Annotated in this window: 21 protein-coding genes and 8 pseudogenes; 10 read left to right on the top strand and 19 right to left on the bottom strand. The window is 41.0% G+C overall.

Annotated features, from left to right (window positions below):
* Window positions 1–18 precede the first annotated feature (18 nt).
* The 5 genes and pseudogenes from JCM19033_RS10555 to JCM19033_RS10535 form a co-directional block, all read right to left on the bottom strand.
* Window positions 19–675: a FusB/FusC family EF-G-binding protein gene (locus JCM19033_RS10555; RefSeq protein WP_054636281.1), complete on the bottom strand. Its 657-nt coding sequence runs from the start codon at window positions 673–675 to the stop codon at window positions 19–21.
* A 311-nt stretch (window positions 676–986) separates the two neighbouring features.
* Window positions 987–1,915: pseudogene (thpD, locus tag JCM19033_RS10550) on the bottom strand (ectoine hydroxylase).
* Between the two features lie 193 nt (window positions 1,916–2,108).
* Entirely contained in the window at window positions 2,109–2,435 is a 327-nt protein-coding gene (locus JCM19033_RS10545) for a KGG domain-containing protein (RefSeq protein WP_054636280.1), read from the bottom strand.
* 86 nt (window positions 2,436–2,521) lie between these two features.
* Window positions 2,522–2,922 (bottom strand): annotated as a pseudogene (locus JCM19033_RS10540) (glucose starvation-inducible protein B).
* 87 nt (window positions 2,923–3,009) lie between these two features.
* Window positions 3,010–3,300, bottom strand: coding sequence for a general stress protein (locus JCM19033_RS10535; RefSeq protein WP_083465388.1), 291 nt, complete (start codon window positions 3,298–3,300; stop codon window positions 3,010–3,012).
* Between the two features lie 929 nt (window positions 3,301–4,229).
* On the opposite strand from JCM19033_RS10535, the gene JCM19033_RS10530 reads away from it, so the two are divergent.
* A complete protein-coding gene (locus JCM19033_RS10530) occupies window positions 4,230–4,739 on the top strand; it encodes an RsfA family transcriptional regulator (RefSeq protein ID WP_054636279.1) in 510 nt (169 codons plus the stop codon).
* 79 nt (window positions 4,740–4,818) lie between these two features.
* Here JCM19033_RS10530 and JCM19033_RS10525 read toward each other — a convergent pair whose 3' ends face one another.
* From JCM19033_RS10525 to JCM19033_RS25635, 5 genes and pseudogenes are all read right to left on the bottom strand, one after another.
* Complete coding sequence (locus JCM19033_RS10525; RefSeq protein WP_054636278.1) at window positions 4,819–5,007, bottom strand: hypothetical protein; 189 nt, start codon at window positions 5,005–5,007, stop codon at window positions 4,819–4,821.
* Window positions 5,008–5,053: 46 nt separating this feature from the next.
* A complete protein-coding gene (locus tag JCM19033_RS10520; RefSeq protein ID WP_054636277.1) occupies window positions 5,054–5,395 on the bottom strand; it encodes a MerR family transcriptional regulator in 342 nt (113 codons plus the stop codon).
* A gap of 78 nt (window positions 5,396–5,473) precedes the next feature.
* Window positions 5,474–6,190, bottom strand: coding sequence for an exonuclease domain-containing protein (locus tag JCM19033_RS10515; protein ID WP_054636276.1), 717 nt, complete (start codon window positions 6,188–6,190; stop codon window positions 5,474–5,476).
* Window positions 6,190–7,206: a DUF294 nucleotidyltransferase-like domain-containing protein gene (locus tag JCM19033_RS25640; protein ID WP_054636275.1), complete on the bottom strand. Its 1,017-nt coding sequence runs from the start codon at window positions 7,204–7,206 to the stop codon at window positions 6,190–6,192. Before JCM19033_RS25640 ends, JCM19033_RS10515 begins: the two co-directional genes overlap by 1 nt.
* A 1-nt stretch (window position 7,207) precedes the next feature.
* Window positions 7,208–8,502, bottom strand: a pseudogene (locus JCM19033_RS25635) (ammonium transporter).
* 231 nt (window positions 8,503–8,733) lie between these two features.
* Here JCM19033_RS25635 and JCM19033_RS10500 point away from each other — a divergent pair.
* Window positions 8,734–9,615, top strand: a complete 882-nt coding sequence (locus JCM19033_RS10500) for a LysM peptidoglycan-binding domain-containing protein (RefSeq protein ID WP_054636274.1) — start codon at window positions 8,734–8,736, stop codon at window positions 9,613–9,615.
* A 143-nt stretch (window positions 9,616–9,758) separates the two neighbouring features.
* Here the strand turns inward: JCM19033_RS10500 and JCM19033_RS10495 are convergent, their stop codons facing one another.
* Both JCM19033_RS10495 and JCM19033_RS10490 read right to left on the bottom strand, forming a co-directional pair.
* Window positions 9,759–10,190, bottom strand: a complete 432-nt coding sequence (locus tag JCM19033_RS10495) for a hypothetical protein (RefSeq protein WP_054636273.1) — start codon at window positions 10,188–10,190, stop codon at window positions 9,759–9,761.
* An 11-nt stretch (window positions 10,191–10,201) separates the two neighbouring features.
* A pseudogene (locus JCM19033_RS10490) lies at window positions 10,202–11,400 on the bottom strand (peptide ABC transporter substrate-binding protein).
* Between the two features lie 459 nt (window positions 11,401–11,859).
* Here JCM19033_RS10490 and JCM19033_RS10485 point away from each other — a divergent pair.
* The gene (locus tag JCM19033_RS10485; RefSeq protein ID WP_054636272.1) at window positions 11,860–12,354 is read left to right on the top strand and encodes a glutathione peroxidase; all 495 of its coding nucleotides are present in this window, start codon (window positions 11,860–11,862) and stop codon (window positions 12,352–12,354) included.
* Between the two features lie 58 nt (window positions 12,355–12,412).
* Here JCM19033_RS10485 and JCM19033_RS10480 read toward each other — a convergent pair.
* The 3 genes and pseudogenes from JCM19033_RS10480 to JCM19033_RS10470 all read right to left on the bottom strand — a co-directional run bounded on the left by JCM19033_RS10480 (window position 12,413) and on the right by JCM19033_RS10470 (window position 14,765).
* A pseudogene (locus JCM19033_RS10480) lies at window positions 12,413–13,233 on the bottom strand (radical SAM protein).
* Window positions 13,234–13,991, bottom strand: a pseudogene (locus JCM19033_RS10475) (aldo/keto reductase).
* Between the two features lie 78 nt (window positions 13,992–14,069).
* Window positions 14,070–14,765 carry a uracil-DNA glycosylase gene (locus tag JCM19033_RS10470; RefSeq protein WP_054636271.1) on the bottom strand — a complete coding sequence of 232 codons (696 nt, stop codon included), beginning with the start codon at window positions 14,763–14,765 and terminating at the stop codon, window positions 14,070–14,072.
* Between the two features lie 82 nt (window positions 14,766–14,847).
* Here JCM19033_RS10470 and JCM19033_RS10465 point away from each other — a divergent pair, with 82 nt between their 5' ends.
* The 3 genes and pseudogenes from JCM19033_RS10465 (at window position 14,848) to JCM19033_RS25630 (ending at window position 16,740) form a co-directional block, all read left to right on the top strand.
* Window positions 14,848–15,129, top strand: a complete 282-nt coding sequence (locus JCM19033_RS10465) for a hypothetical protein (RefSeq protein WP_054636270.1) — start codon at window positions 14,848–14,850, stop codon at window positions 15,127–15,129.
* A 146-nt stretch (window positions 15,130–15,275) separates the two neighbouring features.
* Complete coding sequence (locus tag JCM19033_RS10460; RefSeq protein WP_054636269.1) at window positions 15,276–15,620, top strand: hypothetical protein; 345 nt, start codon at window positions 15,276–15,278, stop codon at window positions 15,618–15,620.
* 17 nt (window positions 15,621–15,637) lie between these two features.
* Window positions 15,638–16,740 (top strand): annotated as a pseudogene (locus JCM19033_RS25630) (S8 family peptidase).
* Between the two features lie 103 nt (window positions 16,741–16,843).
* On the opposite strand, the gene JCM19033_RS10445 reads toward JCM19033_RS25630, so the two are convergent.
* On the bottom strand, window positions 16,844–17,527 hold the full coding sequence (locus JCM19033_RS10445) for an inositol monophosphatase family protein (protein ID WP_269758125.1): 684 nt from the start codon (window positions 17,525–17,527) through the stop codon (window positions 16,844–16,846).
* 298 nt (window positions 17,528–17,825) lie between these two features.
* On the opposite strand from JCM19033_RS10445, the gene JCM19033_RS10440 reads away from it, so the two are divergent.
* From JCM19033_RS10440 to JCM19033_RS25625, 4 genes are all read left to right on the top strand, one after another.
* On the top strand, window positions 17,826–18,407 hold the full coding sequence (locus tag JCM19033_RS10440; RefSeq protein WP_054636266.1) for a DedA family protein: 582 nt from the start codon (window positions 17,826–17,828) through the stop codon (window positions 18,405–18,407).
* A 73-nt stretch (window positions 18,408–18,480) separates the two neighbouring features.
* Window positions 18,481–19,938, top strand: a complete 1,458-nt coding sequence (locus JCM19033_RS10435) for a circularly permuted type 2 ATP-grasp protein (protein ID WP_054636265.1) — start codon at window positions 18,481–18,483, stop codon at window positions 19,936–19,938.
* Complete coding sequence (locus tag JCM19033_RS10430; protein WP_269758124.1) at window positions 19,939–21,642, top strand: alpha-E domain-containing protein; 1,704 nt, start codon at window positions 19,939–19,941, stop codon at window positions 21,640–21,642. It begins immediately after the preceding gene.
* Window positions 21,639–21,842, top strand: coding sequence for a transglutaminase family protein (locus JCM19033_RS25625; protein WP_269758123.1), 204 nt, complete (start codon window positions 21,639–21,641; stop codon window positions 21,840–21,842). The genes JCM19033_RS10430 and JCM19033_RS25625 overlap by 4 nt, the downstream gene beginning before the upstream one ends.
* A gap of 39 nt (window positions 21,843–21,881) precedes the next feature.
* On the opposite strand, the gene rlmH is transcribed toward JCM19033_RS25625, so the two are convergent.
* From rlmH to JCM19033_RS10420, 3 genes and pseudogenes are all read right to left on the bottom strand, one after another.
* Window positions 21,882–22,361, bottom strand: a complete 480-nt coding sequence (gene rlmH, locus JCM19033_RS10425; RefSeq protein WP_054636264.1) for a 23S rRNA (pseudouridine(1915)-N(3))-methyltransferase RlmH — start codon at window positions 22,359–22,361, stop codon at window positions 21,882–21,884.
* A gap of 66 nt (window positions 22,362–22,427) precedes the next feature.
* Window positions 22,428–22,586 carry a CxxH/CxxC protein gene (locus JCM19033_RS22185; RefSeq protein WP_083465384.1) on the bottom strand — a complete coding sequence of 53 codons (159 nt, stop codon included), beginning with the start codon at window positions 22,584–22,586 and terminating at the stop codon, window positions 22,428–22,430.
* Between the two features lie 232 nt (window positions 22,587–22,818).
* Window positions 22,819–24,029: pseudogene (locus JCM19033_RS10420) on the bottom strand (S1C family serine protease).
* Window positions 24,030–24,207: the final 178 nt, after the last annotated feature.

The raw sequence follows: 24,207 nt of genomic DNA, 5'->3' as shown, positions 1-24,207 counted from the left end.
CGGGTAAGGAATGAAGAATTACACGGTCGGCTCTTTCACCTTTTCCATGAAATTTTCCAAGGCAGCTAAATGTGTAATATTTTCATTACACTCCTGGCTGTCTGAACATATATAATGTCCTAGTGATTTATAATAATTTGGATCACTGGTACTTGTAGCATTTGTGACAGCTGAAACAAATGAAACCTTGGTCTGCTTCTGACAGAAAAAGCATATATTTTTATGCCGCGCCGGAGTGTACTTTCCTTCAATTCCAATCCACTGACCGTTTTGTTCATAAACAATGAATTTTTTCTGCAGGCTAATATCATTCCACCCTAGATAAGTAAGTTTTGAAAAATCTATTTCTTCAAGAGCAGGCAGATTTAGTTTTTTATTTTTCTTAAACAACTTTCTCAGTGTATCTTCTGATACTGATGGAAACGAAAGGATATAGGAAGATAAGGAATGAAGATAATTGTGAAAATCCTGCTCTTGTTTCAGATCAATGATCAAGCCGAGCATTTGTCTCTGCTGGTTTGTCAGCCCTTCAAATTGAGCCAGTATTTTCTCTTCAGCATTTGCTTTCACCGCACTAATAACTGATTCATCTTTTACCTGAAGGTAATTTTTTTGAAGCTGAAAGGCCTGCTGTTTTATAAAGTTATATTGGTGGTTATAAATAAAAGGTTCCATGTTGTTCCCTCTCCTTTTGGAAGCTGATGTAGGTGCCGCCTGAACTCTCTTGTAGCGTCTACTTATCTCTGCCCTTTATTCTCCCCTGTAAAAACCTCTCTTTTCCTAAATTAAAAAAAAGGGTGTAAGAAATAATCCTCCACATCCGCGTCTTTCTTGCCCTGATTCCTTACGAAGAAGGTCCTGAAAATGGGTAGACTTAAGCGCTCGTGCTTTCAGGGCATACTTCCTCCAGCTTTTCTCCTTAAAACAATAACTCTGGTCAGCTTACTAAAAAAGGAACCCTTTTTCAGGTTCCTTTTCAAAACTGCTTATTTCTTTATTCTAGAAGAGATCTCTCCACTAATCGGTGTGATCGGCTGCACGTTTTCACGGTTGGCTACGAACTCTGGGCGAGGCTCTTTGCCGGAAAACGGCTCCTGAAGCTTATTGGTAATCGAGTTATAGACAAAGAAAACATTGCTTCGCGGATAAGGAGAGATGTTCCCTGCAGATCCGTGCATCGTGTTGCACTCAAAGAACAACACAGATCCTGCCGGCCCGGTTGCACGGTCAATGCGTCCTCCTGCCTGGTCCACCAGCCACTTCATGCTTTCATTATCCGGCACCCCAAGCTCCTGCTTTTGAAGAGAGCTCTTATAGTTTGCATCCGGAGTTTCACCAGGGCAGGAAACAAACCATTTGTGGGACCCTGGGATCAGCATAAGCGGACCATTGTATTCATAGTTGTCCGTAAGAACAATTGAGCAGCTGACTGCACGCATGTTCGGCATGCCGTCCTCTACGTGCCATGTTTCAAAGTCAGAGTGCCAGTAGAATTCTTTTCCTTTGAAACCGGGCTTGAAGTTAATACGGGATTGGTTAATGTACACCTGGTCTCCTAAAAGCTGCTCAGCAACCTTTACAATTCGCTCATTTTTTGAAAGCTCTTGAAAGAAGTTCCCATCTTTATGAGTCTCAAAAACAGAACGGATTTCATTGCTTCCAGGTTCCTTGATCACATCGTCAGCATCTCTGCTTTCATTCTCTTTCATCGTACTATCCAGTTCTTTTTTCATGATTTCTACTTCTTCATCATTAAACATCTTCTCAAAGAGTAAGTAGCCATTATTTTCATAGAAGTCAAGATCCTTATGCTTAAAGGGCCTTTATCTCTTGATTCTGAATGAATTACTGGATCTTTTCTTTCAATTATTCGCGTGTTTTCGCCTTTCCTGGATGGATATAAATCTTTTTGCATTGCTAAACACTCTCCAATTAAAAGATTCAAATTTTAATGCATAAAAAGGGGGGTCTTTCGGCCTGCTTATTTCTTTTCTATAACTATTCTCTATGCTAGAATAGAAATCAGGGTCCTCTGACCAGGACCCTGAAAACTACTTTGAGAAGAGACAAGTTCATAGGCAGGATCTGCCATCTATGAAGCAGAAATCTTAGCGATTGTCAGAGTTATTGTTTGAGTTTTCGCCGCCCTTTTGACCGATGTCCTGGTAGAACTCCTTGCCATGCTCACGGCTTGTCTTTTCTCCACCTTTTTGACCGATTTCCTCGTAGAACTCTTTATCCTTTTCTCGGCTTGTTGTTTCGCCGCCTTTTTGGCCTATTTCCTCATAGAAATCTTTACCATGTTCCTGGCTCGTTGTTTCGCCGCCTTTTTGGCCGATCTCCTCATAGAATTCCTGGCCGTGCTCACGACTGGTCTTTTCTCCGCCTTTACGTCCTGCTTCTTCTCGACTCATGCGATCATTATTACGTGCCATCTGTACATTCCTCCTCATTTAAATATCAAATGATTTTTCAGTTGCACGAACAGCTCTTGTTCATAGACTAGTCCTTTAGGCAAGGATTAGCGATTATTGTTGTTAGACCTGCTTTCCCCGCCTTTTTGACCAATATCCTTATAAAAGTCTTTGCCATGTTCACGCTTGTTGTTTCGCCGCCTTTTTGGCCGATCTCCTCATAGAAATCTTTACCATGCTCACGGCTTGTCGTTTCGCCGCCTTTTTGGCCGATCTCTTCGTAATGATCCTGACCATGTTCCTGGCTTGTTGTTTCGCCGCCTTTTTTCCCGATTTCCTGGAAATGCTTTTTGTCATATTTTTCGCTGGTTGTTTTTCCGCCTTTTTCCCCGATTTCTTCAAAGTGCTCTTGATCATAGCGCTTGCTTGTTGTTTCGCCGCCTTTACGTCCCGCTTCTTCACGGCTCATATTGTTATTGTTTTTGTTTTTGTTATTGTTTTGTGCCATGATAATCATCCTCCTTAAAGGTAATTATTTCAATAACAGTCGTCCACTCACTTACAACTTCCAACAATACGCAGAGGGGTGTTTATCTTATTTATCTGAGTTAGAGTTGCTGCTTCCAGAGTTCTTTCCACCCTTTTTGCCAATCTCTTCAAAATGCTCCTGACCGTACTTTTCCTTTACTTTCTCGCCGCCTTTACGTCCCGCTTCTTCGCGGCTCATATTACTATCAGAGTTGCTGCTTCCGGAGTTTTCTCCACCCCTTTTACCAATCTCTTCAAAATGCTCTTGACCGTACTTTTCCTTTACTTTCTCGCCGCCTTTACGTCCCGCTTCTTCACGGCTCATGTTATTGTTGTTGTTGTTATTGTTTTGTGCCATGATAATCATCCTCCTTTGTTTATTGTTCACTGTTATACCACTTGAAGCTTCTTCTAAACTTCTTATTTAAAAATGAGGGATAAGTTTCTTTCTTATTTCTCGGAATCTGAGCTTTGGCTTCCGGAGTTCTTTCCACCCTTTTTGCCAATCTCTTCAAAATGCTCTTGACCGTACTTTTCCTTTACTTTTTCGCCGCCTTTTTTCCTGCTTCTTCACGGCTCATGTTATTGTTGTTATTGTTTTGTGCCATGATAATCATCCTCCTTGATTATTTCATTTCCACTACAGTGTTTTATATTCCTATTTTTGTAATTGCATAAACACTCTTTTTCTAAGCCCTTTAACATTCATTACTAATGACTTATTTTGTTGTTGATAGCTGTTTATCCGTTGAGAATACTTCTTAAACATTTACAATTAAATTCAAACTCATAAATGAAAGCAGCTGTAGACAGAAATCCATCAGTGAGTACCTTTTCGCCTGGTTATTGTTAATTTTCCCCTAAAGTTTAAAAGGCAGGAGGTTGCCTGGTTTTAATAATGCTTTCTCAATCAAGCCACTTCATTTCTGCTACCACCCACTATGTACAAGATCCTCTTTAACAGAATGTTTACCTGGCTTCTCTTTTCCTTCCTTACTTAAAACACCCTTCCCCCATACCATAAACGAAGGCAAGCTATGGACAGCCACATGCGATAAATAAATCGTCCACCTTGTCACTCACTGATTCCAAGGGATTTGGCTTTTATTCCAGCCAAAACAAAGGTAGTTTGCCCTTCCTGTAATTTTTCGGCATCCACAATATGAAAATAGCCTATTACACTTCATAAAAGAAAAAGATATTGAAATTTTCAAATTTAGTATTAAAAGTGTTTTTCTTGTTCATATTAATAGATATTAAGATTACTAGGAGAAGGGAGATATTTGCATGAATAAGCGACGTGATGCCTGGACAGAGGAACAAGATCAACTGCTGACGGATACTGTTCTTGCACATATAAAAAAGGGAAGCACCCAGTTAAAGGCTTTTGAGGAAGTGGGAGACGAGTTAAACCGATCATCTTCCGCTTGTGGGTTTCGCTGGAATGCGATCTTACGGGACAAAAATAAAAAACAGATTGAATTAGCTAAGAAAGAAAGGAAAATGAGAACAGAAGACAAAAGGAAAGAGTCTGCAGCCCCTCCTGAGACGGGAACTGCTTCTACTATCACCATTCCCGATATCATATCTTATTTGGAAGAAATATCCTCATCTGTCAACGGACTTTCTCAAGAAAAATTTGAAGAGCTTATCACACAGCGAAATGAACTTCAGCTTGAAAATAAAAAGCTTCATGCAATTATTGCCGACTTAAAGGAAGAATATGAAGCGGTGTACAAAGATTACAAAACACTAATGGAATTAATGGATCGTGCCAGAAAAAGAGATGCCGGCTGATCCTTTCCTTTCTTTCATAAAGGGAGTTCACATAAAAAACACCGGGTCTTCTCCCGGTGTTCCGCATGATTGCCTGCTCTTATTCCACTTTTGAATATCCAAAGGCCTCTACTTTTGCGTAGTTCTCTTCATCAATAACCCAGTAACTTTCGTTGTTATCTTCCACTACAACTTCTTTATCCTTTGAAACATTAAGAGCTTCATTTTTCTCTTCAAATTTTTGAGCGGGAATTTGTAAATTATCAATGACAATATAAGCCAATGACATCACCTCCATCCTCCACTTTCCCTTTGAATGGAAAAGTTAAACAGCTCTATTTTAATCCTTTTTTCATTTGCCACTGTTCTAATAAATGTTCTATTTCTTCTTTTTTTACTATTTTTTTACGGGGAGATGTTTTATCGGGAGCAGTTTGCCTTGCTTCTAATATAGCTTTAATCCCTGCAATATTTAATCCTTTATCAATCAAACTCTTGATCTCTGCACAATGATCTATATCTTCAAGTGAAAAGAGACGTTGGTTTCCCCGATTTCTTACCGGCTTAATTAAACCCTGCTCCTCATAATACCTAATTTGCCTGGCAGTCAATGAAGTAATCTCCTGGACCACACTGATGGGAAAAAAAGCGGTTTCACGCGGTATATGGTCACTCACATCCATTCCTCCTTTTCAGTCAGGTGTTTATTCACTCTTTTTCGCGCCGTTCTTAAGACTTTATAAATAGGAGTCCTCTCAGCTATTCAGGAAAGCATAGATTTCTTGAAGTGTTTGATACCCTTTCCTCTCTACGATCTCCACCATGCATTTCCACAGTTCAGCAGTTATTAAAGCATCCTCCAGAGCATGATGTCGTTTTTCTATTGGAATCCCATAATGGTTACAGCAATCATCTAACGTTTTTAACGGAACATCCGGGGCAGCAATTTTCAGCAAAAAAGAAGTATCTAACAAGCGGTGACGAAATTGAGAACCAAGAACCTGGTATGTAGCATGCTGTAAAAATTTTCTTTCGTGGCTGGCGTGGTGGGCTACAAGCACATCTGTCCCCGCAAATCGGTAAAAGCTGTTTAACGCACGAGCAAGAGAAGGGGCCTTTTCCAATTCGTCCTTCCGTAAGCCTGTTAATTCAGATATTTCTTCAGAAAGAGCATGTGGAGCATTGACCAAGGAATAAAAGACTTTTTCATTTTGAACCTTCCCTTCCTTAATTTTCACCCCTCCTATAGAAAGGATTTGATCCCCTCTATCCGGAAAAAACCCACTCGTTTCTAAATCTAACACGGTTACTTGCAAGTCTTTTAACTGACGTGTTAATGGCTGTTCTTTTTTCAAATCTTTTTGCAATTGGCGGATAAAAGAGAGTTGCTGCGGGGTGCTTTGTTCAAAAATAGCGCCTGGATCCTGACTGCCTAGTTTTGATACTTGGCGCATCCACTGAAACATCCCCATCACCTTTCACCCGCTTCCATGTTACTCTTTGCTTCTGTTAACATCTCTTTCCCTTCTTTTATCCATAATTTAAGTTGTTGCTTTTGGCCTTTTGGCAAGGAGCGTACTGGAATATAATGAACATCGTCATAGTGGTGGTGTTTTTCTGAAAAGGATGCTCTCAGTTCTAATAATTGTGAAAAACTCTTTTCCTTCCCTTGAAGAAAAGGGTATTTTTCTTTTAAGAGAGCTAGTCTTCTTAGGGTAGAGGGTTCTTCCATACCTTCTTTTAAGGCAAGCATCCTTGCAGCATGCACATAAGGGAACAAAGCAGCTTCTTTGACATTAAAAAACCCGGTGTATGGTCCTTTTTCTTCCGTGAGAACCTGGCCAAATATTCCGATGCCTTTGTGAAGAACAGAGGTGTTTTCACCTATCCTCTTTCTCAGTTCCGACTCCTGCTTCACCCGCTCTAGTAAATGCTCTTTCACTTCCGAAAGAAGGCTTTCCTTTCCTGCAATAGTTCTTGCATCGCTAAAGGTAATTAAATACCTTAAAGTTTCCCACTCATTTGCTTGAATCCAGGCATCCAACTGCTTTTTCCATTCTATTACTCCGTGGCACCATCTTGGATTGGAAGCCATTACATTTCCATCACAACGTGGGTATCCTACTTCCGCTAAGCCTTCACGAATCTCCTCTCCAAGCTTAAGAAAGTACTCCTGGCATCTTTTATCCTCACCTTGGAAAACGATTCCATGATCCTGATCACTAAACGTAGACTGCTCTAGTCTTCCTCCACTGCCCATTACAAAGAAAGCAAAATGAGCAGGGGCTTTTCCCCGCTCACTTTTAACTTTTTCTATAGCTAACAAAACGGTTTCTGCAACCCATACATCGTGAGCCTTATTAAGAAGCTCATGGTTTCCCGTCACTTCTTTTGTCTCTTTCTCTCTCTTTTGTTTTATTTGTTCATAGGTGGTGAAAGAAGGCTGAGGAAGAAAGGATTCTTCCTCAGAATATATTATTTTTTCCATGTCAGGCTCCCGTATTGGAAGAGTTGAATGCAGTAGTATTTGTGTTTGTCGGCTGGAAAGATTCTGGATAACCATATCCCCGTGTTCACTGATATCAAGTCCCATGATTTCCTCTTCTTCAGAAACTCTGAGTCCGCCTGTAAGGCCGCGAGTGATAAGAAGCAGGATATAAGAAGCTACAAAAGCGAATACCCCGCAGGCTAGAACACTGATCGCCTGAACGCCAAGCTGAGTCAGCCCCCCGCCATAGAACAGACCTGCATTTCCTCCATTCATTTCAGCAAGTGCCGGAGTTGCAAAAAATCCGGTGGAAAGCGTACCCCAAATCCCTGCAATCCCGTGTACAGATAAGGCAAAGATCGGGTCATCAATACCTAATTTCTCCATAAGTTTCATGCTGTAGAAGACAAGAATCCCTGCAATTAAACCAATAACAAGTGCAGCCCACGGATCGACAAATGCACACGATGCTGTAATAGCTACTAAGCCTGCTAATGCACCGTTCAGCATTGTAGGTACATCCGGCTTGCCAATGGCAATCCACGCAATAATCATCGCAGCTACAGCACCAGCAGCAGCACCTAGTTGAGTGTTAAGAGCAACGAAGCCAAAGAATGCATCATCCACACCTAATGTACTTCCAGCATTGAAACCAAACCAGCCTACCCATAAGAGAAGCACACCTAATGCGGTAAACACCTGGTTGTGACCTGCTAGTTCGTTAGCAGAACCATCTTTATTAAATTTCCCAATACGAGGCTTAAGTAAAATAGTTGCTGCCAAGGCCCCCATTGCTCCTGTTAAATGGACAACTGTTGAACCGGCAAAGTCCTGCTTGCCAAGTCCTCCGATCCAGCCGTCTCCCCAGATCCAGTGAGCAACTACCGGGTATACTAACGCGGAAAATAGAACGGCGAATATGATATAAACGGAAAGCTTTGCTCTTTCAGCAAATCCCCCGAATGCAATTGTGAGAGCAATTGCCGCAAATGCTAATTGGAAGATAAAATCTACTGATCCTGCTAAACCATCAAATACAGTTGTAAAATCGCCAAAGAAAAAATCAGATGTTCCAATAAACCCTCCGGCACTCGTGCCGTAAATTAGTCCATACCCCACAGCCCAAAAAATGATTGAGGCTATTCCCAAAGTAAAAATTGTTTTACCGGCAATATGACCGGCATTTTTCATTCGAGTAGATCCTGCTTCTAGAAGAATAAATCCACCTTGCATTAAGATAACGAGAATAAATGCAATCATAACCCACAAATTGTTCATAAAAAATATTGGATCCATCTTTTTTCCCCCTTCTCCTAATCAGAGTTGACGTTAACTTAGTTAACATCTTTCGTTAATCCTTATTTTACTCTTTTACATGTAGTAATCTACATTTGCGTAAGATTATCTAACACATTATCTTCATTGAATTTTCGACTTATTTAATTATTCTAAATTTTATAAATCCATAGTTTAAGTTCACTTTGACAATGGTAGAGAATAATAAGGATTTTAAAGGGGGAGATCATCTTGAGAAAATCCACGCGTATTCTTGCACCGGTTCTAGCCTCAGGAGTTGTGTTTGGCGTTTCAGGTTTCTCTGCTCATGCTTCCACTGTCACTGTTGAGCCTGGCGATACACTTTGGAGTATCGCCGAAGCAGAAAGGGTAAGCGTAGCGGACTTACAAACCATTAATAGCGGCCTTGACCCTTACAATCTTCAACCCGGCACCATGATTAATCTAAATGAACAATCAGATTCTACTGGAAGCCATACTGTTCAAGAGGGGGAAACCTTTTACAGCATTGCATCCCAGTATGAAGGTGTCAGTGCTCAGCAACTAATGGAGAAGAACTCTGACCTTGATCCTTACAACCTTCAGCCAGGCACTACTGTTCTTATTGAAAACGACTCTGAATCCGCCCGGGAAACAGCAGATCAAGTTGTTACCCATTTGCAAAGTCAGGATATGGAAGCCGTTTCTTCTTATATACACCCTGATGATGGTGTACGCTTCAGCCCTTACGCTTTTGTAGACCAGGAAAATGACCAGGTATTTTCCTCTGAAGAAGTGGAAGATTTATGGCACGATGAAACAGAGTACCTGTGGGGGAACTATGATGGAAGCGGCCATCCTATTGAATATACTTTTTCTGAATATTACGAGGAATTTGTGTATAACAGAGATTATGCTCATGCAGAAGAGGTAGCTGTTGATGAAAGACAAGGACCAGGAAATACAATTGACAATACCGGCGATGTATACCCTGACGCTACTGTCGTAGAATATCACTTTCCTTCCAGCGGGGAATATCAAGGAATGGACTGGGATAGCCTTAGGCTGGCTATGGTTCAGGAGAACGGCGAATGGTATGTAGTCGGTATCATTAATGACGAGTGGACCATATAAATCACACAGTTTTTACGGGAATGCCCGTTTTGCTCAATAAATTTTATATTTTTATGAACAGACCGCAAAGCATGAAACTCAAAGAAGGCTGCCCCCAGTCCGCTGGAGGCAGCCTTACCTTGTATTTTATTTACGGGTGATGATTAGGCAAAGGGATCGTCGTCATCCATTTCTAAATTGGACCAGCTTTCATCTTGCCCGTCACTTTCTTCCTGTTCCACTTCTTCTTCGTATGCCTTTTCTTGTTCTTCCTCTTCTTCATCAAGGAGAATGGGTAACTTTTTTTCCGGTGGTTCCTTTTCTTCATAAGAAGGAAAATACTTCAGGTTCGAAAAGGAGGAACTATGTTCACTTGCAGCAGCCGTTTCGTCTAGTGAAAAGTTGATCTTTCTGGGAAGAATTTCAGCTACGTCCATGTTACCTGTCTGCTTATAAAGTTCTTTCGCTGCATACAAAAAAAAGTTAGAAAGATCAGACTGTTTGTTAATCCACTCAAGCATTTCAGGCGAGACATCCCTATTTATATATATGGTAGCTCTTTCACCTTGTTGGTACTGCTTTTTTCGCCTGCTCATTTTTTAGGCTCCTAGTTGTTTTTCTTTTTGTTAAAAGAATTATTAGCCGAACTGGCTGTTTCCACTCCTAATTCCTTTTCTTTTTGCTGAGTAAAACGAGGAGAGCAAGTATAAACTAACAGACCGCGTGCATTCACATATAATGGATCCTTTAAAAAGGTTACATTTACCATTCTGTCTTTACTTCTTAAAATACTTTGGAGATTCTCTTTAAGGACTGCAGCTCCTCCGCCGTAAATAAATACATAGGGTCATCTTTCATATCGTCGATCTTGTTGATGATTGCCTGACTAATTAACTTAGAAAGCTGCATGAGCCTGTTTTTGATTCTTCTCTTAATGCGCTGTGCCTTGGATGCTCTGTATCAAAATAAATTTCATTAAACTCAGCGATTGAATCTATGCTCTTTCTAGGGTTTTTCCGATTCCATCGTTTAATAATTTCAGAGATTGCATGTTTCACTCCATACCCAAGTCCTTCAGAAAGCTTTGGATTAAACTTCACGCCTTCTGTTACAACAATTTCAGTCGTTCCTGAACCAATATCAAAATGAAGAAGTGTTTTATCGGCGAAATTCACCTTTGCTACTCTTCCGTCAGCCTCTACCTTTCTTTCCGTGAGTTTGCCATTTTCATCATACACTACACCCCAGGCTGCGGATGCTCCTTCAGGCAGGCATTTGCAGTATTGTATTTTTATAACTACTTTTACATTTCGCCCCGAAGGTGGTGATAAATAACTTCATGTGTTCCTGTATATCTTGCTGAGTTATGAGCTGCGCTTTCCTTTGTAATGGTGCTGACAGGAAGAGCTACAGACAGATCGTAGGTTACATCAATATGGTTGCGGCCTCATTTTCTTTCTCTTTCATTGCTGAAATAGCCAGGCCTGCTAACGTTACAATGACTGGTATTTCATCTTTTGACTTATCAGATTTCTTTTCAAGTTCCAACGCATCTAAATTTTCATCGATTACTTTATTTCCGATTGCATATCTCAGGCCATTTTCTGAGAGGGCTTTTGAATTAATTGTTACATCAATATTATTAAGTAAATCTTCCTTAGGAATGTCCTCTAAATCCATCAACTCAGTCGTTTCTCCCATATAAAGAGAGTAAACAGTAGGTATGTTAATAGGTTCTTTATCTTTCACCCATAGTTTCAGGCTGTTATTACCAGCATCGGCTCCCGCTTTTAATAGTTGTGTCATGAATCCAACAACTCCTTCAATTAGTGATAATTTCCAAGGTACATATATATTCTATCAAACGGAAGCCCTTAGTCAATAGGGTTTAATACATAGTTAGCACATTGTTAATACAATGTAATACATTTGACAGACACTTCCCATTTTTGAAATGTAATACATTATCATACATTTAATATTACTTTGTAATACATTTTAATACAAAGTGTAATACATTATATTACTTTATAATATTAAGTAATATTTGATAGTATCCATTAATTTCCACTGCATAAAAACGTATAAAATATTATTAAGTTATACTTTGTATTACATTATTCACACAAAGTAACATTTGGTATTAATTTGTACTAGTTTGTAATAATCGCAGTTTATCCTCTTCCACATTGAAGGGAGGTTTTGAGAAAACAACAGACGGGAAGATTTGGTACTAGAATTGTCTCTAAGGAGGTATGGAATCATATGTCTACACTCTACACTATCGATGTGAAACGAGCAGATGGATCAGAAAAAAGCTTAGCAGAGTATAAAGGCGACGTGTTGCTGATCGTAAACGTAGCTTCTGAATGTGGCTACACGCCACAGTACGAGCAGCTAGAAGAAATTTATCAACAGTACCACAAAAGAGGCTTTCATGTATTAGGCTTTCCTTCTAATGACTTTGGCGGTCAAGAACCAGGAAGCATTGATCAAATCCAAAATTTCTGCCAAAGTAACTACGGCGTGAGCTTTGAAGTCTTTGATAAGGTACATGCGAAAGGTGGAAACAAACACCCACTTTATGAATGGCTGATTGATAAAACGGACCCTGATGGAGGCATTGATTGGAACTTTGAGAAGTTTGTCATATCACGAGACGGAGAAATTCTCGGAAGCTTTAAAAGCGATGTAAAGCCTGATGACCCGCAAATTACTGGTATGATTGAAGCAGGACTTGAGCAGCCTGTAAATAAGTAATTAAGTAATAAAGAAAGGGACTGTACTCAAGAGGTTTACTTTTGAGACAGTCCCTTCCTTATGGCAAAAACCCTTCCTGACTAATAAAAATCCTGCTTTTCTTTACTTGCTTTTCAAGCTGTTTAAGAAAATGAGAAAGACATTCAGGAGAATACCACTCTCCATACCCATGTTTGTGGTACAGCTCCGGTATTTTCAGCTTCTTTGTACGTCTTCCACCGCTCCCATCACCAAGAAAGTAATCATCAACACTACCCTCTCTCCAATTTCCCCAAGAAGAGCTGGGAAACGTGGTGAATGGGGAAGAAGAGGAGAGACAGCAATTTGAACAGGAATATTATGTTGCTGTAAGGTCTGTATCGCTTTTAACCTTCCCGAAATAGGCGGAGCCTGCGGGGTAATGGCTTTTCTGACACTGTCCTCATCTGTTTCAATACTAACACTGACCCTTACTCTGTTCTCGAGTTTTTTGATAAGATCTATGTCTCTCAATACTAATGGGCTTCTTGTTTGAATCAGTAAAAAGTCGGGAGGATCTTCGGTCAATACCTCAAGCAGCATGCGAGTTATCCTTTCCCTGGCCTCGGCGGGCTGGTAGGGATCGGTACTGGAAGACATAAAAATCCGGACATTCAACTTCTTTTTTTCACGGGTAAGTTCCTTACGAAGCATTTCCGCTGACTCTTCCTTTACCTCAACCCATGTCCCCCATTCTCCATCTCTGAACAGGTTTACAGGCATTTGCCTTACATAGCAGTATGAGCAGGCAAAAGAGCAGCCAATGTAAGGATTTAAGGAATGGCTGTAGCCTTTTAAGAATCCACTGGCTGGTGTAAGAAGACGAGACGGCTTTTTATGCGTGACATTTAACTTTGTCATTTACTGCTCATCAGCCTGCATATCATCATAAGGAAATTCATCAGGATGATAACCGTAACGATGGTTTTCATTCAAGTCGTCAATAGAGCTTACATCCTCAGGATCAAGTGAAAAATTAAACACCTCAAAATTGTCTCTGATTCTCTCTGGTGTCACTGACTTTGGAATCGTTGCCACCTCGTGCTCAAGGCACCATCTAATTAACACCTGAGCAGGTGTTTTATTATATTTTTCAGCAATATTCTGGATAACGGAGTGACTGAGAAGGTTCCCTTTTCCCAGCGGCCTCCATGCCTCTACCTGAATACGATGACTATTACAAAACTCAAGGAGGTCCTTTTGGAAAAGTCGAGGATGAAATTCAACCTGATTAACCATTGGTTTATAGAAGCTTGCTTTAAAAGCTTCTCGAGGTGGTTTTGCTGGAAATTGCTCACACCTATCGCTCTTGCTTTCCCCTGCTTATAAAGCTCTTCTAAAGCCTTCCAGGTCTCTTCAAATTTACCGGGAACAGGCCAATGAATTAAATATAAATCAATTGTATCCACTTCAAGGTTTCTTCTGCTTCTTTCGAAGGCCTGTAGGGTTTCCTCGTATCCTTGTTCATCATTCCAAACTTTTGTAGTAATAAATACGTCTTCTCTTGAAATACCACTTTCTTTAATTCCTTCTCCTACCCCTCTTTCGTTTCCATAAAAAGAGGCAGTATCAATCCCTCGATAACCATGTTGTAACGCTGTTTTTACTGCATTTTTCACTTCCTCCCCTTCTTCTGCCTGATAAACACCAAGGCCAACCCAGGCATATTGGTGCCGTTATGAAGGGTAGTGTAAAATTTATCTCTTTTCATCAAGATCCTCCCTTGCAGGAATAGACCAGTTGATTTCCGGCCGGCCTGCTTTTGCTAAAAACTCATTGGCCTGTGAAAAAGGCTTGCTTCCAAAAAAGCCTCTTTTGGCTGAAAAAGGGCTTGGGTGGGGAGATTTTATAATTAAATGATGCTCGTTGGTAATCAAATCTTCTTTGGCTTGAGCATTTTTTCCCCACAAGATAAACACAACCGGTTCTTTTTTTTCATTTACGTGCCGTATCACTTCATTGGTGAAATGCTCCCATCCTTTTCCATGATGAGAATTAGGTTCACCTCCACGGACCGTTAGAACCGCGTTGAGTAAAAGCACACCTTCCTCTGCCCAGGAAGTCAAACAGCCATGATCAGGAGCCGGATATCCAAGGTCCTCCTCAAGCTCCTTATAGATGTTTTTTAAGGATGGGGGGATAGTTACCCCTGGCTGCACCGAAAAACTAAGACCATGAGCCTGATTAGGGCCATGATAAGGATCCTGCCCCAGGATCACTGCTTTCGTATTTTCATAAGTTGTGTGGTGCAGGGCATTATAAATGTCATCCATAGGTGGATAAACTGTGTTGGTTTCGTATTCTTTTTTCAAAAATTCTCTCAGCTCCACATAATACGGCTTAGAAAATTCATTCTCTAAGCGGAGAGCCCAATCATTGTGCAGAATGCTCATGTTCTTCCCCCTTCTAGCATGGGTGATGAATTCATTGTAGCATAGTAGCCAGGATATAAAGAAAATAGAGGTGAACGTAACGGTGACAGCAAATAAAACACAGCAACAAAACCATTTAAATGGACAAGCATTAGCATCTTTAGTTACTGGCCTGTTAGCAGGAGCATTTATGCTTGTTGTTCCCCTGCTGGGACTCCTATTAGGAGCAGCAGGGATGATTCTCGGCTCTATTTCCCTTGCTAAAATAAAGAAAAACCAGGAAAGCGGCTTGATACTTGCCCTTTTAGGACTAGTAACCAGTGTTCTTGCTGTTTTGTTTTTTATCAGTATTTTAGTTATTGGCTTACTCCTTAGGCAGGGTTAAAAAAACCAGGCTAATTTTCCATTCATTGTAATCCTGACTTCTTTATGGGAAGTGCAGCCCTGCTGGCTGCATTTTTTTGTAAATTTAATGGATAATTATTCCTGATTCGTTGATACTCTGTTACTATGAAAATGGGGGGTGCACATATGAGAGTAATCGTTTCAACTTTATTAATCGTACTGCTTATAACAGTCAGCGGTTTTAATTCGAATGCATATGGCAGCGGACAGGAGAAAAAAGAAAGATACCTGGTAACGTTTGAAAATCAGGGAGCTAAGGACAGAGTACATATACCTCAGCACGATGTGGTACACGATTTCTCTTCCTTTTCAGTAAGTGTGGTAGAAATGAATGAAAATGCAGCAAACGGGCTTGCAAATAACCCTCATGTCACAGCTGTGGAAAAAGACAGTCTGGTCCATGCTCACTCACAAAGCCAAGAGGCTGACTGGGTCTTACACGTATTTACGGAGAAAATGACTGGGAAATAGGGTTCACGGGTACAGGCGTGAAGATAGCATTACTTGATTCAGGAATTGCTGAACATCCGGACTTACAGATCGCAGGCGGTGCTGCCTTTCTTGGAGGAAGCAGAACAAACAGCGAGGATTACACGGATGAAAATGGACATGGTACCCATGTAGCAGGAATTGTAGGAGCTTTAAATAATGACATAGGCACAGTTGGGATTGCGCATGAAGCCGACATTTACGGTGTAAAAGTATTAGACAAAAACGGCTCTGGTTTCTTGTCTGATGTCGCTGCAGGGGTTGACTGGGCGGTAGAACAGGAGATGGATATTATCAACTTAAGTCTTGGAACATCCTCTCACTCCACTGCTCTTGAAAAAGCAGTAAATGAGGCTTATGAGGCGGGAGTGCTTGTTGTAGCGTCTGCCGGAAACAGCGGTAACCGCGGGGGAAACAATGATACCGTGATGTACCTGCGAAGTATGAGTCTGTTATTGGAGTAGGAGCCACGAACCAGGATGATGAACGGCCATCCTTTTCTTCTACTGGACCGGATGTAGAAGCAGCCGCGCCAGGCGTTCAAATACTAAGCACCTATTTGGCAGGGGACTATGAAAGATTAAGCGGCACAAGCATGGCAGCTCCCTATGTAACCGGAAATCTGGCTTTGTTGAAAAATGCTTATCCTGATGCTGATCACAAGGAAATAAGAGAAATGCTTCAAAACCATTATACGATTGACCTCGGTTCCACTAATAGATATGGTTATGGACTTATACAAGCCCCTCATATGAATAAAGAAGTGGAAATCGAGGATGAACACGCGGAAGAAGAGTTTGTTCCCTCTTTAAACGTAACAGTTGACCACGAGAGCCCCGCTAATGGAAAACTTGATGTAACCATTTCTACAACAAACCAAAATGGCAAGGCGGTACAAGATGCTGAAATCAACCTCCTTATCAACGCTCCGAGAGGAAAAGATCAACAAATAGAAGGTTTCACAAGTGAAGATGGAACTTATACCGGTACAATCGATCTCCACAGAAATTTTTATGGGGAGTACCTTATCTCTGGCCAGGTTACTCACCCTGAATTTAAAGCCAATAAAGACGTTAGCTATTCCTTTACTCTGGCTAGATAAAAGATTCCCCTTGGGACAACCCAGGGGGAATCTTTTATCTTATGGCTTAGTTCCATTTTGTTGTTGATAATCATTAAACGACACTCGCTTGCACCTGCATGAGCTACCTTTGAATTACTTCCTGTAATCGTGGAAAAATCTCATCATTTCCTGCGATTACAAAGAAACCTTTTTCTTCATCTTTAACAAAGGTGCTTCCACCTGCTTCTTCAACAATTAATACACCGGCTTCAATATCCCAGGCCTTCAGCTTCATTTCCCAATATCCATCGAAACGCCCTGCAGCGACCTGGCAAAGATCCATGGCAGCTGCTCCCATTCTCCGAATACCTCCAATTCTCGGAAGTAATTCATTGAAGTAGGACAAATTATTATCAGGGTCTGTCCCCTTGTCATATGGAAAACCAGTACCCAACACAGATTTGGAAAGCTCACTTGTTTTAGACACAGTAATCTTGCTGCCGTTTAACAGAGCACCTTCTCCTTTCACCGCTTCATACGTTTCGCCAATTCTAGGTGCATGAACTACGCCCGCTACCGTTTCACCTTTATATCTAATCCCTATAGACACGCAAAAAACAGGAAGGCCCCTTGCATAATTGACCGTACCATCAATAGGATCAATCACCCACTCATATTCGGCTTCACCGGCATGTTCCCCGCTTTCTTCAGTAACCATGCCATGATCGGGATACGTTTCTTTAATCCTATTCATAATAAAATCCTCTGACCAAACATCCACTTCTGTGACTAAATCTATATCAGAGGTTTTTGATTCCATTTTCATCGGCCTTCCAGCCGGCTGACCTGTTCTTCTCCAGCTTCTACGGCCCACTTCTTGGCGTTTTCTAATAGCTCTCTCCATTCCAGGCTCATATCACAACACTCCTTCATTTGACATCATACTTATCTTAACGAACTGAAGGCCAGAGCACAAAGATAGTTGTATTTATCAATAAGGCAGATGTATTGTCTCAGTGGCATCTTGAAACTTTTATTTACAAATTAATCAAGGTAACTAGTGAGAAAAAAAGGGTATAGGAAAGCAATGGTATTTATTTCGTATTAATTAAAGGAGAACACCAATGATTGAATATGCTCTGGAGATTTTAGGACAGCTCGGCATTATAGGTTTATTTTTAGGAGTAGCCATCGAGGCTCTTTCGATCCCCTTTCCTGCGGGGATTTTCATTCTCGCTTATGGTTATATCTTAGATCCAGGTGGGTGGGAATTGGTCGGTCTGAGTTTCGCCGTTTCTATATGCTATGTGGCTGTCAGCTATATCCCATACTTGTTGTCTCAGCGATATGATTACATTTTAAAACGACATGTTAATAAACCCAGTATTAAGAAAATGGTCCGCTTAGTAGAAAAACACGGGGACTGGGCCTTAGCAGCAGGGAGAATGCTTGGTGCGGGATATATTGCTTACGTCGCTGTTTTTTGTCAAATCACTCCGCTTCGGTATGGAGTTTTAACTTTCATAGGTATTTTTCCTACAGCTTTAGTCATGTTTTATATAGGACAGCTGGGCAATATTGAAGCTGCTTATGAATGGTTCCAAAATTTTCAATTTGCAATATTCTCTTTACTAGCGCTATTGGCTGCTCTTTACCTCATGTACCGTCTGAAACGTAACAAAAAATACCAATCATCTACAAAATAGTTTGAAAGTTTCAAAAATCTACTTGAACAAATTTACATTTACAGTATCATGGAAAAAAAGGAGTGATCTTACATTGTTCAATTCATACAAAACTGAGCCATTTTTTGATCATATGTTTACACCCAACAGAGATCCAAAGGATCACTACTCTCGCTTTTATCATACATTGCAAAACTTTTCAGAAATGGAGCTCAGAGAAAAGCATGAGACAGCCCAGCTTTCCTTTTTACGGCAAGGAATTACCTTCACTGTGTACAATGAAAATATAAGCACAGAACGAACCATGCCATTTGATTTCATTCCTATTGTCATTCCTCCGGAAGAATGGGCACTGATAGAGAAAGGAATGATTCAAAGAACGGAAGCATTGAATCAATTTTTGGAAGATATTTATCATGAGCAGGAAATACTTAATGATGGTGTGATTCCTCGAGAGCTTATTGTAGACAACCCTTATTATTACCAAAAGCAGGTACAAGGAATGGAGATTCCTTTAAATAACCATATTTTTTTAGCTGGAATAGATCTTATCAGAAATGAAGAAGGAAAATACCTGATTCTTGAAGATAATTTACGAAACCCTTCCGGGATGTCCTATGTCTATCAAAACAGGTACGTGATGAGACAAGTATACCCCGAATTCTTTGCCAATCATTCCCTCCACACCCTAGAACACCAACTTTCTCATTTACATGAAGCAGCCTTGGCACATGTCCCAAAAACCGCAAAAAGCGGTACCCAGCCACGCGCCGTCCTGTTAACTCCCGGTATGTATAACTCTGCTTACTATGACCACGTATTTCTGGCTCAGCAAATGGGAATTGAGCTGGTGGAAGGCCGGGACTTAGTTATAAATAACCATGTTGTCTACATGAAAACGATCCGAGGGTTAAAGCGAGTAGATATTATTTACCGGCGCATTGATGATGACTTTCTGGATCCCAAAGCATTCCGTCCGGATTCTGCACTGGGCGTGCCTGGATTATTAGAAGCTTACCGGCGCGGAAACGTGGCCATATTAAACGGGATAGGCAATGGAATTGCCGACGATAAAGCCATCTATGCTTATGTACCTGATATTATCCGTTATTACTTGAACGAAGAGCCAATCATTTCAAATGTTGATACGTACCGTCTCCGTGAGCCTGATCAGCGTGAATGGGTGCTTAGGAACCTGGAACAGCTGGTTGTAAAGAACGTTGGAGCTTCCGGAGGATACGACATGCTAATTGGTCCTCACGCCTCGCAAGAAGAAATTGAAATGTTCAGAGAAAAAATCATCGAAGAACCTCACCAGTACATTGCCCAGCCCACTATCAATTTATCCCGGGCCCCTGCTTATCAAGGAGAACGATTCTACCCATGTCATGTTGATTTAAGGGTTTTCGTCATACGGGGAAAGAGCACCCACGTTGTTCCTGGGGGCTTATCACGTGTAGCTCTTAAAGAAGGGTCATTAGTCGTTAATTCCTCACAAGGCGGAGGAGGAAAAGACACATGGGTATTAAAGGGTGAAGGGAGCGATCAGTAAATGCTAAGCCGTGTTGCAGATTCGTTATATTGGATGTCCCGGAATATCGAGAGAGCAGAAAACAATGCCAGAATATTAAGTGTAAAGCTTATCCAAATGCTGGAGGCTTCTGATGAAGAAACGTACGCCAACCATGATTGGGAAGTCATTTTTGAGATATGCGCTTCCATTCAAGAATTCGAAAAATTCAGCCACTCAGATATTTATGATGGAGAAGTTCTTATCAATTACCTGGCTTTTTCTGAAGAAAACATTAATTCCATTACCACTTGCATAAGCTCGGCCAGGGAAAATGCCCGCATAACGAGAGATCATCTCCCAAATGATTTTTGGGAAATCTGGAATGATTTTTACTTGTACGTACTAGAATCAAAAGAAGAGAAATGGTCCAAAAAAGACATTCAAAATTATCTTCAGCGTATGAAAATGGCCTCTCTTACTGCTCAAGGAGTTATTGAGTCGTCTATGTCCCGTGGGCTTCCCTATCGAATGATTAAAATAGGAAAGTGGCTCGAGCGAGCTGACAAAACGGCACGAATCCTGAATTGTGTCTGCAAAAACATTCCTACCTCTGATGCCGAATATCAGGAAGAGTATTATTATTACTGGAGAACCGCTCTTCAGCTTGTTAACGGCTATGAAGCATACTTAAAGCAGCATCCTCCAATTATGGACCCAAAAACAATCCTGTCATTTTTAATTGGAGACGAAAACTTTCCAAGGTCCATTAAGTATTGTATGGATCATGTTCGGGAAGCAATCTTTGAGCTTGAGGAAGGGAAAGTTTCACACTATTCGTGGGAGATGTATGCCGCGCTTGATAACTTGATGGATGAGTTTAACGAGGTTAAAATTAAAGAGCTAAGTCTTCAGGAGTTAAGTAACTTTTTAAATCACTTTCAATATCGCTGCAATGAAATTGGACAAATTTTTTCAAAGACGTATTATTTAGTAGAACCCGTCAACACTTCCTATAAAGTGGGGAAAACACAGCATCCTCATCAACAACAGAATATGGAGAGTCGATCATCGATGAAATATCAAATCGAACATACTAATAAGTTTGATTATGAGACTGTCGTAGACCAGAGCATGAATACGATCAGGCTTAAGCCTACCACAGATGAAGTCCAGCGTCTGCTGTCTTACCGGACAGAGATCCAGCCTTCTTCTTTAACGAAAGAGCATATTGATCTGTGGGGGAACTATGTGGAAACCTTTTTTATTCCTGAACAGCACACACACCTTGAAGTGAAAACAACTTCAATTGTAAGCATTCAGCGAAGTCCTTTTATTCATCGGATTGATTATTCACCTGAAATGAAAGCTATCTTTCATTCGGAGTTATTCCGCCTTCATTATTTGTCCTTTTTAAATGATACCCATTACACCTATGTTACGCCAGAACAGGTAGAACAGGTTGTAAAAGCAGTGGGAGAAATGGATAATCCAGTTCAGTTTTCCATTGATGTCATGGAGCATCTGCATGATACCTTTACGTACAACGGTGAAACAACGGATGTCAACACTCCTGCACGAGAGTCCTTTGACTTAAAAAACGGGGTATGCCAGGATATTACTCATGTGATGCTCGGTATTTTACGGGCGAAAAACATCCCTGCTCGTTATGTCAGCGGTTATCTTTATGTAGGCGAAAATTCTGCTTTAATTGGCGACTCTGCCACCATGCATGGGTTGAAGTGATGGTGCCTGGTATTGGCTGGGTAGGACTTGACCCCACAAACAATGTAGAAGCTTTGGAGCATCATATTCGCGTGAGTACAGGCCGTGACTACGCTGACGTGAGTCCTCTTCAAGGAGTTTACCGTGGAGGCAACCAGACTCTTGATGTAAGTGTTAAAGTTACCCTCCTTGACCAAAACACCGTCTCCTCAACAGAATAATACCTAACGTAAGCGGGTGCCTTGTACACAGGCATCCGCTTATTTATGATAAGAAGATCCCCGGTTAATTTGAAATGCTCTATATATTTGTTCCATTACTATGACCCGGATTAACTGATGAGGAAATGTAAGTTTTGACATAGACCATAAGAAATCTGCCCGCCTGCGGACACTCTCACTGATACCCAAAGATCCGCCAATGACAAAAACAACTTTGCTTTTTCCGTGCAAAGCCAAATGATTTAATTTCTCTGCCAGACTTTCAGAGCTCAGCATCTCGCCTTTTAAATCTAAGACGATGACATAGGCTTGCTGTGGGATCTTAGCTAAAATTCTTTCTCCTTCTTTGTCTTTGACCTGCTCTTGCTCCTTTTCGCTTAATTGGTCCGGAGCTTTTTCATCAGCCACTTCTACTATTTTCACATTAGCCAGGGTTGTCATTCTTTTGTGATATTCCTCTATCCCCTGCTTCATAAATTTTTCTCTCAATTTCCCTACAGCAATAATTGTTATATTCACAAGAGTTATCCACCTTTACTTATCTTATCCACAAAGGTTATCCACATATACACAACCATTGTCCAATCATTGCTCGCTGACTGTGTATGCGGCAAGATTTTTGCAATAGGAACAGGCTGTGGATAATTTATTTTCTTCTATTTTTTCAAATATCGGCATTTCTCCCGAACGATCGACAATATCATCAAGTGCCATTTCCACATGTGTTTCGCAACAATATATCAAAAGTAACTCTCCTTTCCATTTTATTATTGTAACAAGTTATCCACAGGGATGGCTAGTTCAAAGCCGTTCCCATTCATCATTCCTTCATTTATTTTCTGCCCTTCCTCTCTATAAATTATCCACATTCGAAGCCCCATTTCTTTTAAAACAGACTCAGTGTCCCGCTCTCTGCAGAGATCTGTAACAAAAAAAGGGCTGTGCTCAAATTGAGCCAGCCCCGTGTTCTTTCCTGTTAAAATTGCACTTCTTCCATCAGAGTCGCTTCAATAGTTTGAAGTTCTCCGTTCCTATAGAACTCCACTTCAATCGTATCGCCCACTTCAACTTCAGAATACAAAAATTGTCTTAAACTGTGACCGTCCACAATTTCTTCTCCGTTTAAGGCGACAATCACATCGTACTCCTGAAGACCTGATTCTTCAGCTGGTGAATTGCTTGCTACACTCGTTATAAACACTCCATGTTCAACTTCTTCCGGGAGGTTTAAAGTTTCTTGCCAGTGATAGCTTGGTATTTCTGCGAGAGATTTGATCCCTACACCCAATTGAGGACGCTGAACCTCTCCATATAATTCTAAATCTTCAATAACAGGAACCGCCACTGAGGTAGGAATTGAAAATCCAATTCCTTCTACTGCTGCTTGAGCAATTTTCATGGAGTTAATCCCTACTAATTGGCCGTTAATGTTAATGAGCGCTCCCCCGCTGTTTCCTGGATTAATAGCTGCATCTGTCTGCAGCACCTCCGCATGCCAGTCTATTTGACCGTCTCCCGTTAAATCTACAGGAATGCTGCGCTCGGTTGCACTTATAATTCCTTGCGTGACCGTGCTTGACAGGTAAGATCCTAATGGATTTCCGATGGCAATTGCCGGTTCTCCAACACGGAGAGCTTCCGAGTCACCAAACTCTGCTACTGTATCTACAGGCTCCCCATCAATTCGCAGGACAGCTAAATCAGTTAATATGTCAGAACCTACTATTTCTGCTTCCATCCTTGTTTCATCAGCCAAGCTCACTTCTACTTGGCTTGCTCCTTCAATCACATGGTGATTTGTAACGATATAGCCTGGCCATTTTCTACTTTATAAATAACTCCTGACCCGGTCCCTTCATTCATGCCCGACTCTTCCCAAAAGTCTGACTGCTGAAGATTAAACACTCCTACCACTGCTCCGGAAACCTGATCGACAGCTTCCGTTATATCTGAAGTTACGTTTAAACTGACATGCTGCTGATTAGGACTTTCTTCAACCGTTTCCTCATTAGTGATAGGACTGGACTGATTCTCTGCTGTGCCAGCCTGATCGGTCGTAAAAAAAGGAACAGAAAACATTACGAGCAGCGCTCCTAATATTACCCCTGTAACACCGGCCCATATCAGCCCGCGTCTGCCTTTGTTTCCACTTCTAGTTTTGTGAGCATGATCATCATAATAACCCATGATCCTCATCATCATCCTTTCCCCAGTTCTTCTCTTGCAGTCTTTTTCTTAGACTCTGTTCATTCAAACCATATGGACAAATGTAACGACGACAACCTTATGAGGAAGGGCTGTGATCTTATTTTAAAAAGGTTGCTCTCATTTGTCTATATGAGAAAAACGTTTTAGAATATTTTCC

Source organism: Thalassobacillus sp. C254 (genome assembly GCF_001310615.1).
Note: the sequence above shows the minus strand (reverse complement) of the source record. Positions and strands in the feature narration are given on the sequence as shown.

Bases quoted from the DNA above. Each gene is read 5' to 3' on its own strand.
- JCM19033_RS10555 (WP_054636281.1), bottom strand. From the start codon at position 675: ATGGAACCTTTTATTTATAACCACCAATATAACTTTATAAAACAGCAG.
- JCM19033_RS10545 (WP_054636280.1), bottom strand. From the start codon at position 2,435: ATGGCACGTAATAATGATCGCATGAGTCGAGAAGAAGCAGGACGTAAA.
- JCM19033_RS10535 (WP_083465388.1), bottom strand. From the start codon at position 3,300: ATGGCACAAAACAATAACAACAACAACAATAACATGAGCCGTGAAGAA.
- JCM19033_RS10530 (WP_054636279.1), top strand. From the start codon at position 4,230: ATGAATAAGCGACGTGATGCCTGGACAGAGGAACAAGATCAACTGCTG.
- JCM19033_RS10525 (WP_054636278.1), bottom strand. From the start codon at position 5,007: ATGTCATTGGCTTATATTGTCATTGATAATTTACAAATTCCCGCTCAA.
- JCM19033_RS10515 (WP_054636276.1), bottom strand. From the start codon at position 6,190: ATGGGGATGTTTCAGTGGATGCGCCAAGTATCAAAACTAGGCAGTCAG.
- JCM19033_RS25640 (WP_054636275.1), bottom strand. From the start codon at position 7,206: ATGGAAAAAATAATATATTCTGAGGAAGAATCCTTTCTTCCTCAGCCT.
- JCM19033_RS10495 (WP_054636273.1), bottom strand. From the start codon at position 10,190: ATGAGCAGGCGAAAAAAGCAGTACCAACAAGGTGAAAGAGCTACCATA.
- JCM19033_RS10485 (WP_054636272.1), top strand. From the start codon at position 11,860: ATGTCTACACTCTACACTATCGATGTGAAACGAGCAGATGGATCAGAA.
- JCM19033_RS10470 (WP_054636271.1), bottom strand. From the start codon at position 14,765: ATGAGCATTCTGCACAATGATTGGGCTCTCCGCTTAGAGAATGAATTT.
- JCM19033_RS10460 (WP_054636269.1), top strand. From the start codon at position 15,276: ATGAGAGTAATCGTTTCAACTTTATTAATCGTACTGCTTATAACAGTC.
- JCM19033_RS10445 (WP_269758125.1), bottom strand. From the start codon at position 17,527: ATGAAAATGGAATCAAAAACCTCTGATATAGATTTAGTCACAGAAGTG.
- JCM19033_RS10440 (WP_054636266.1), top strand. From the start codon at position 17,826: ATGATTGAATATGCTCTGGAGATTTTAGGACAGCTCGGCATTATAGGT.
- JCM19033_RS10430 (WP_269758124.1), top strand. From the start codon at position 19,939: ATGCTAAGCCGTGTTGCAGATTCGTTATATTGGATGTCCCGGAATATC.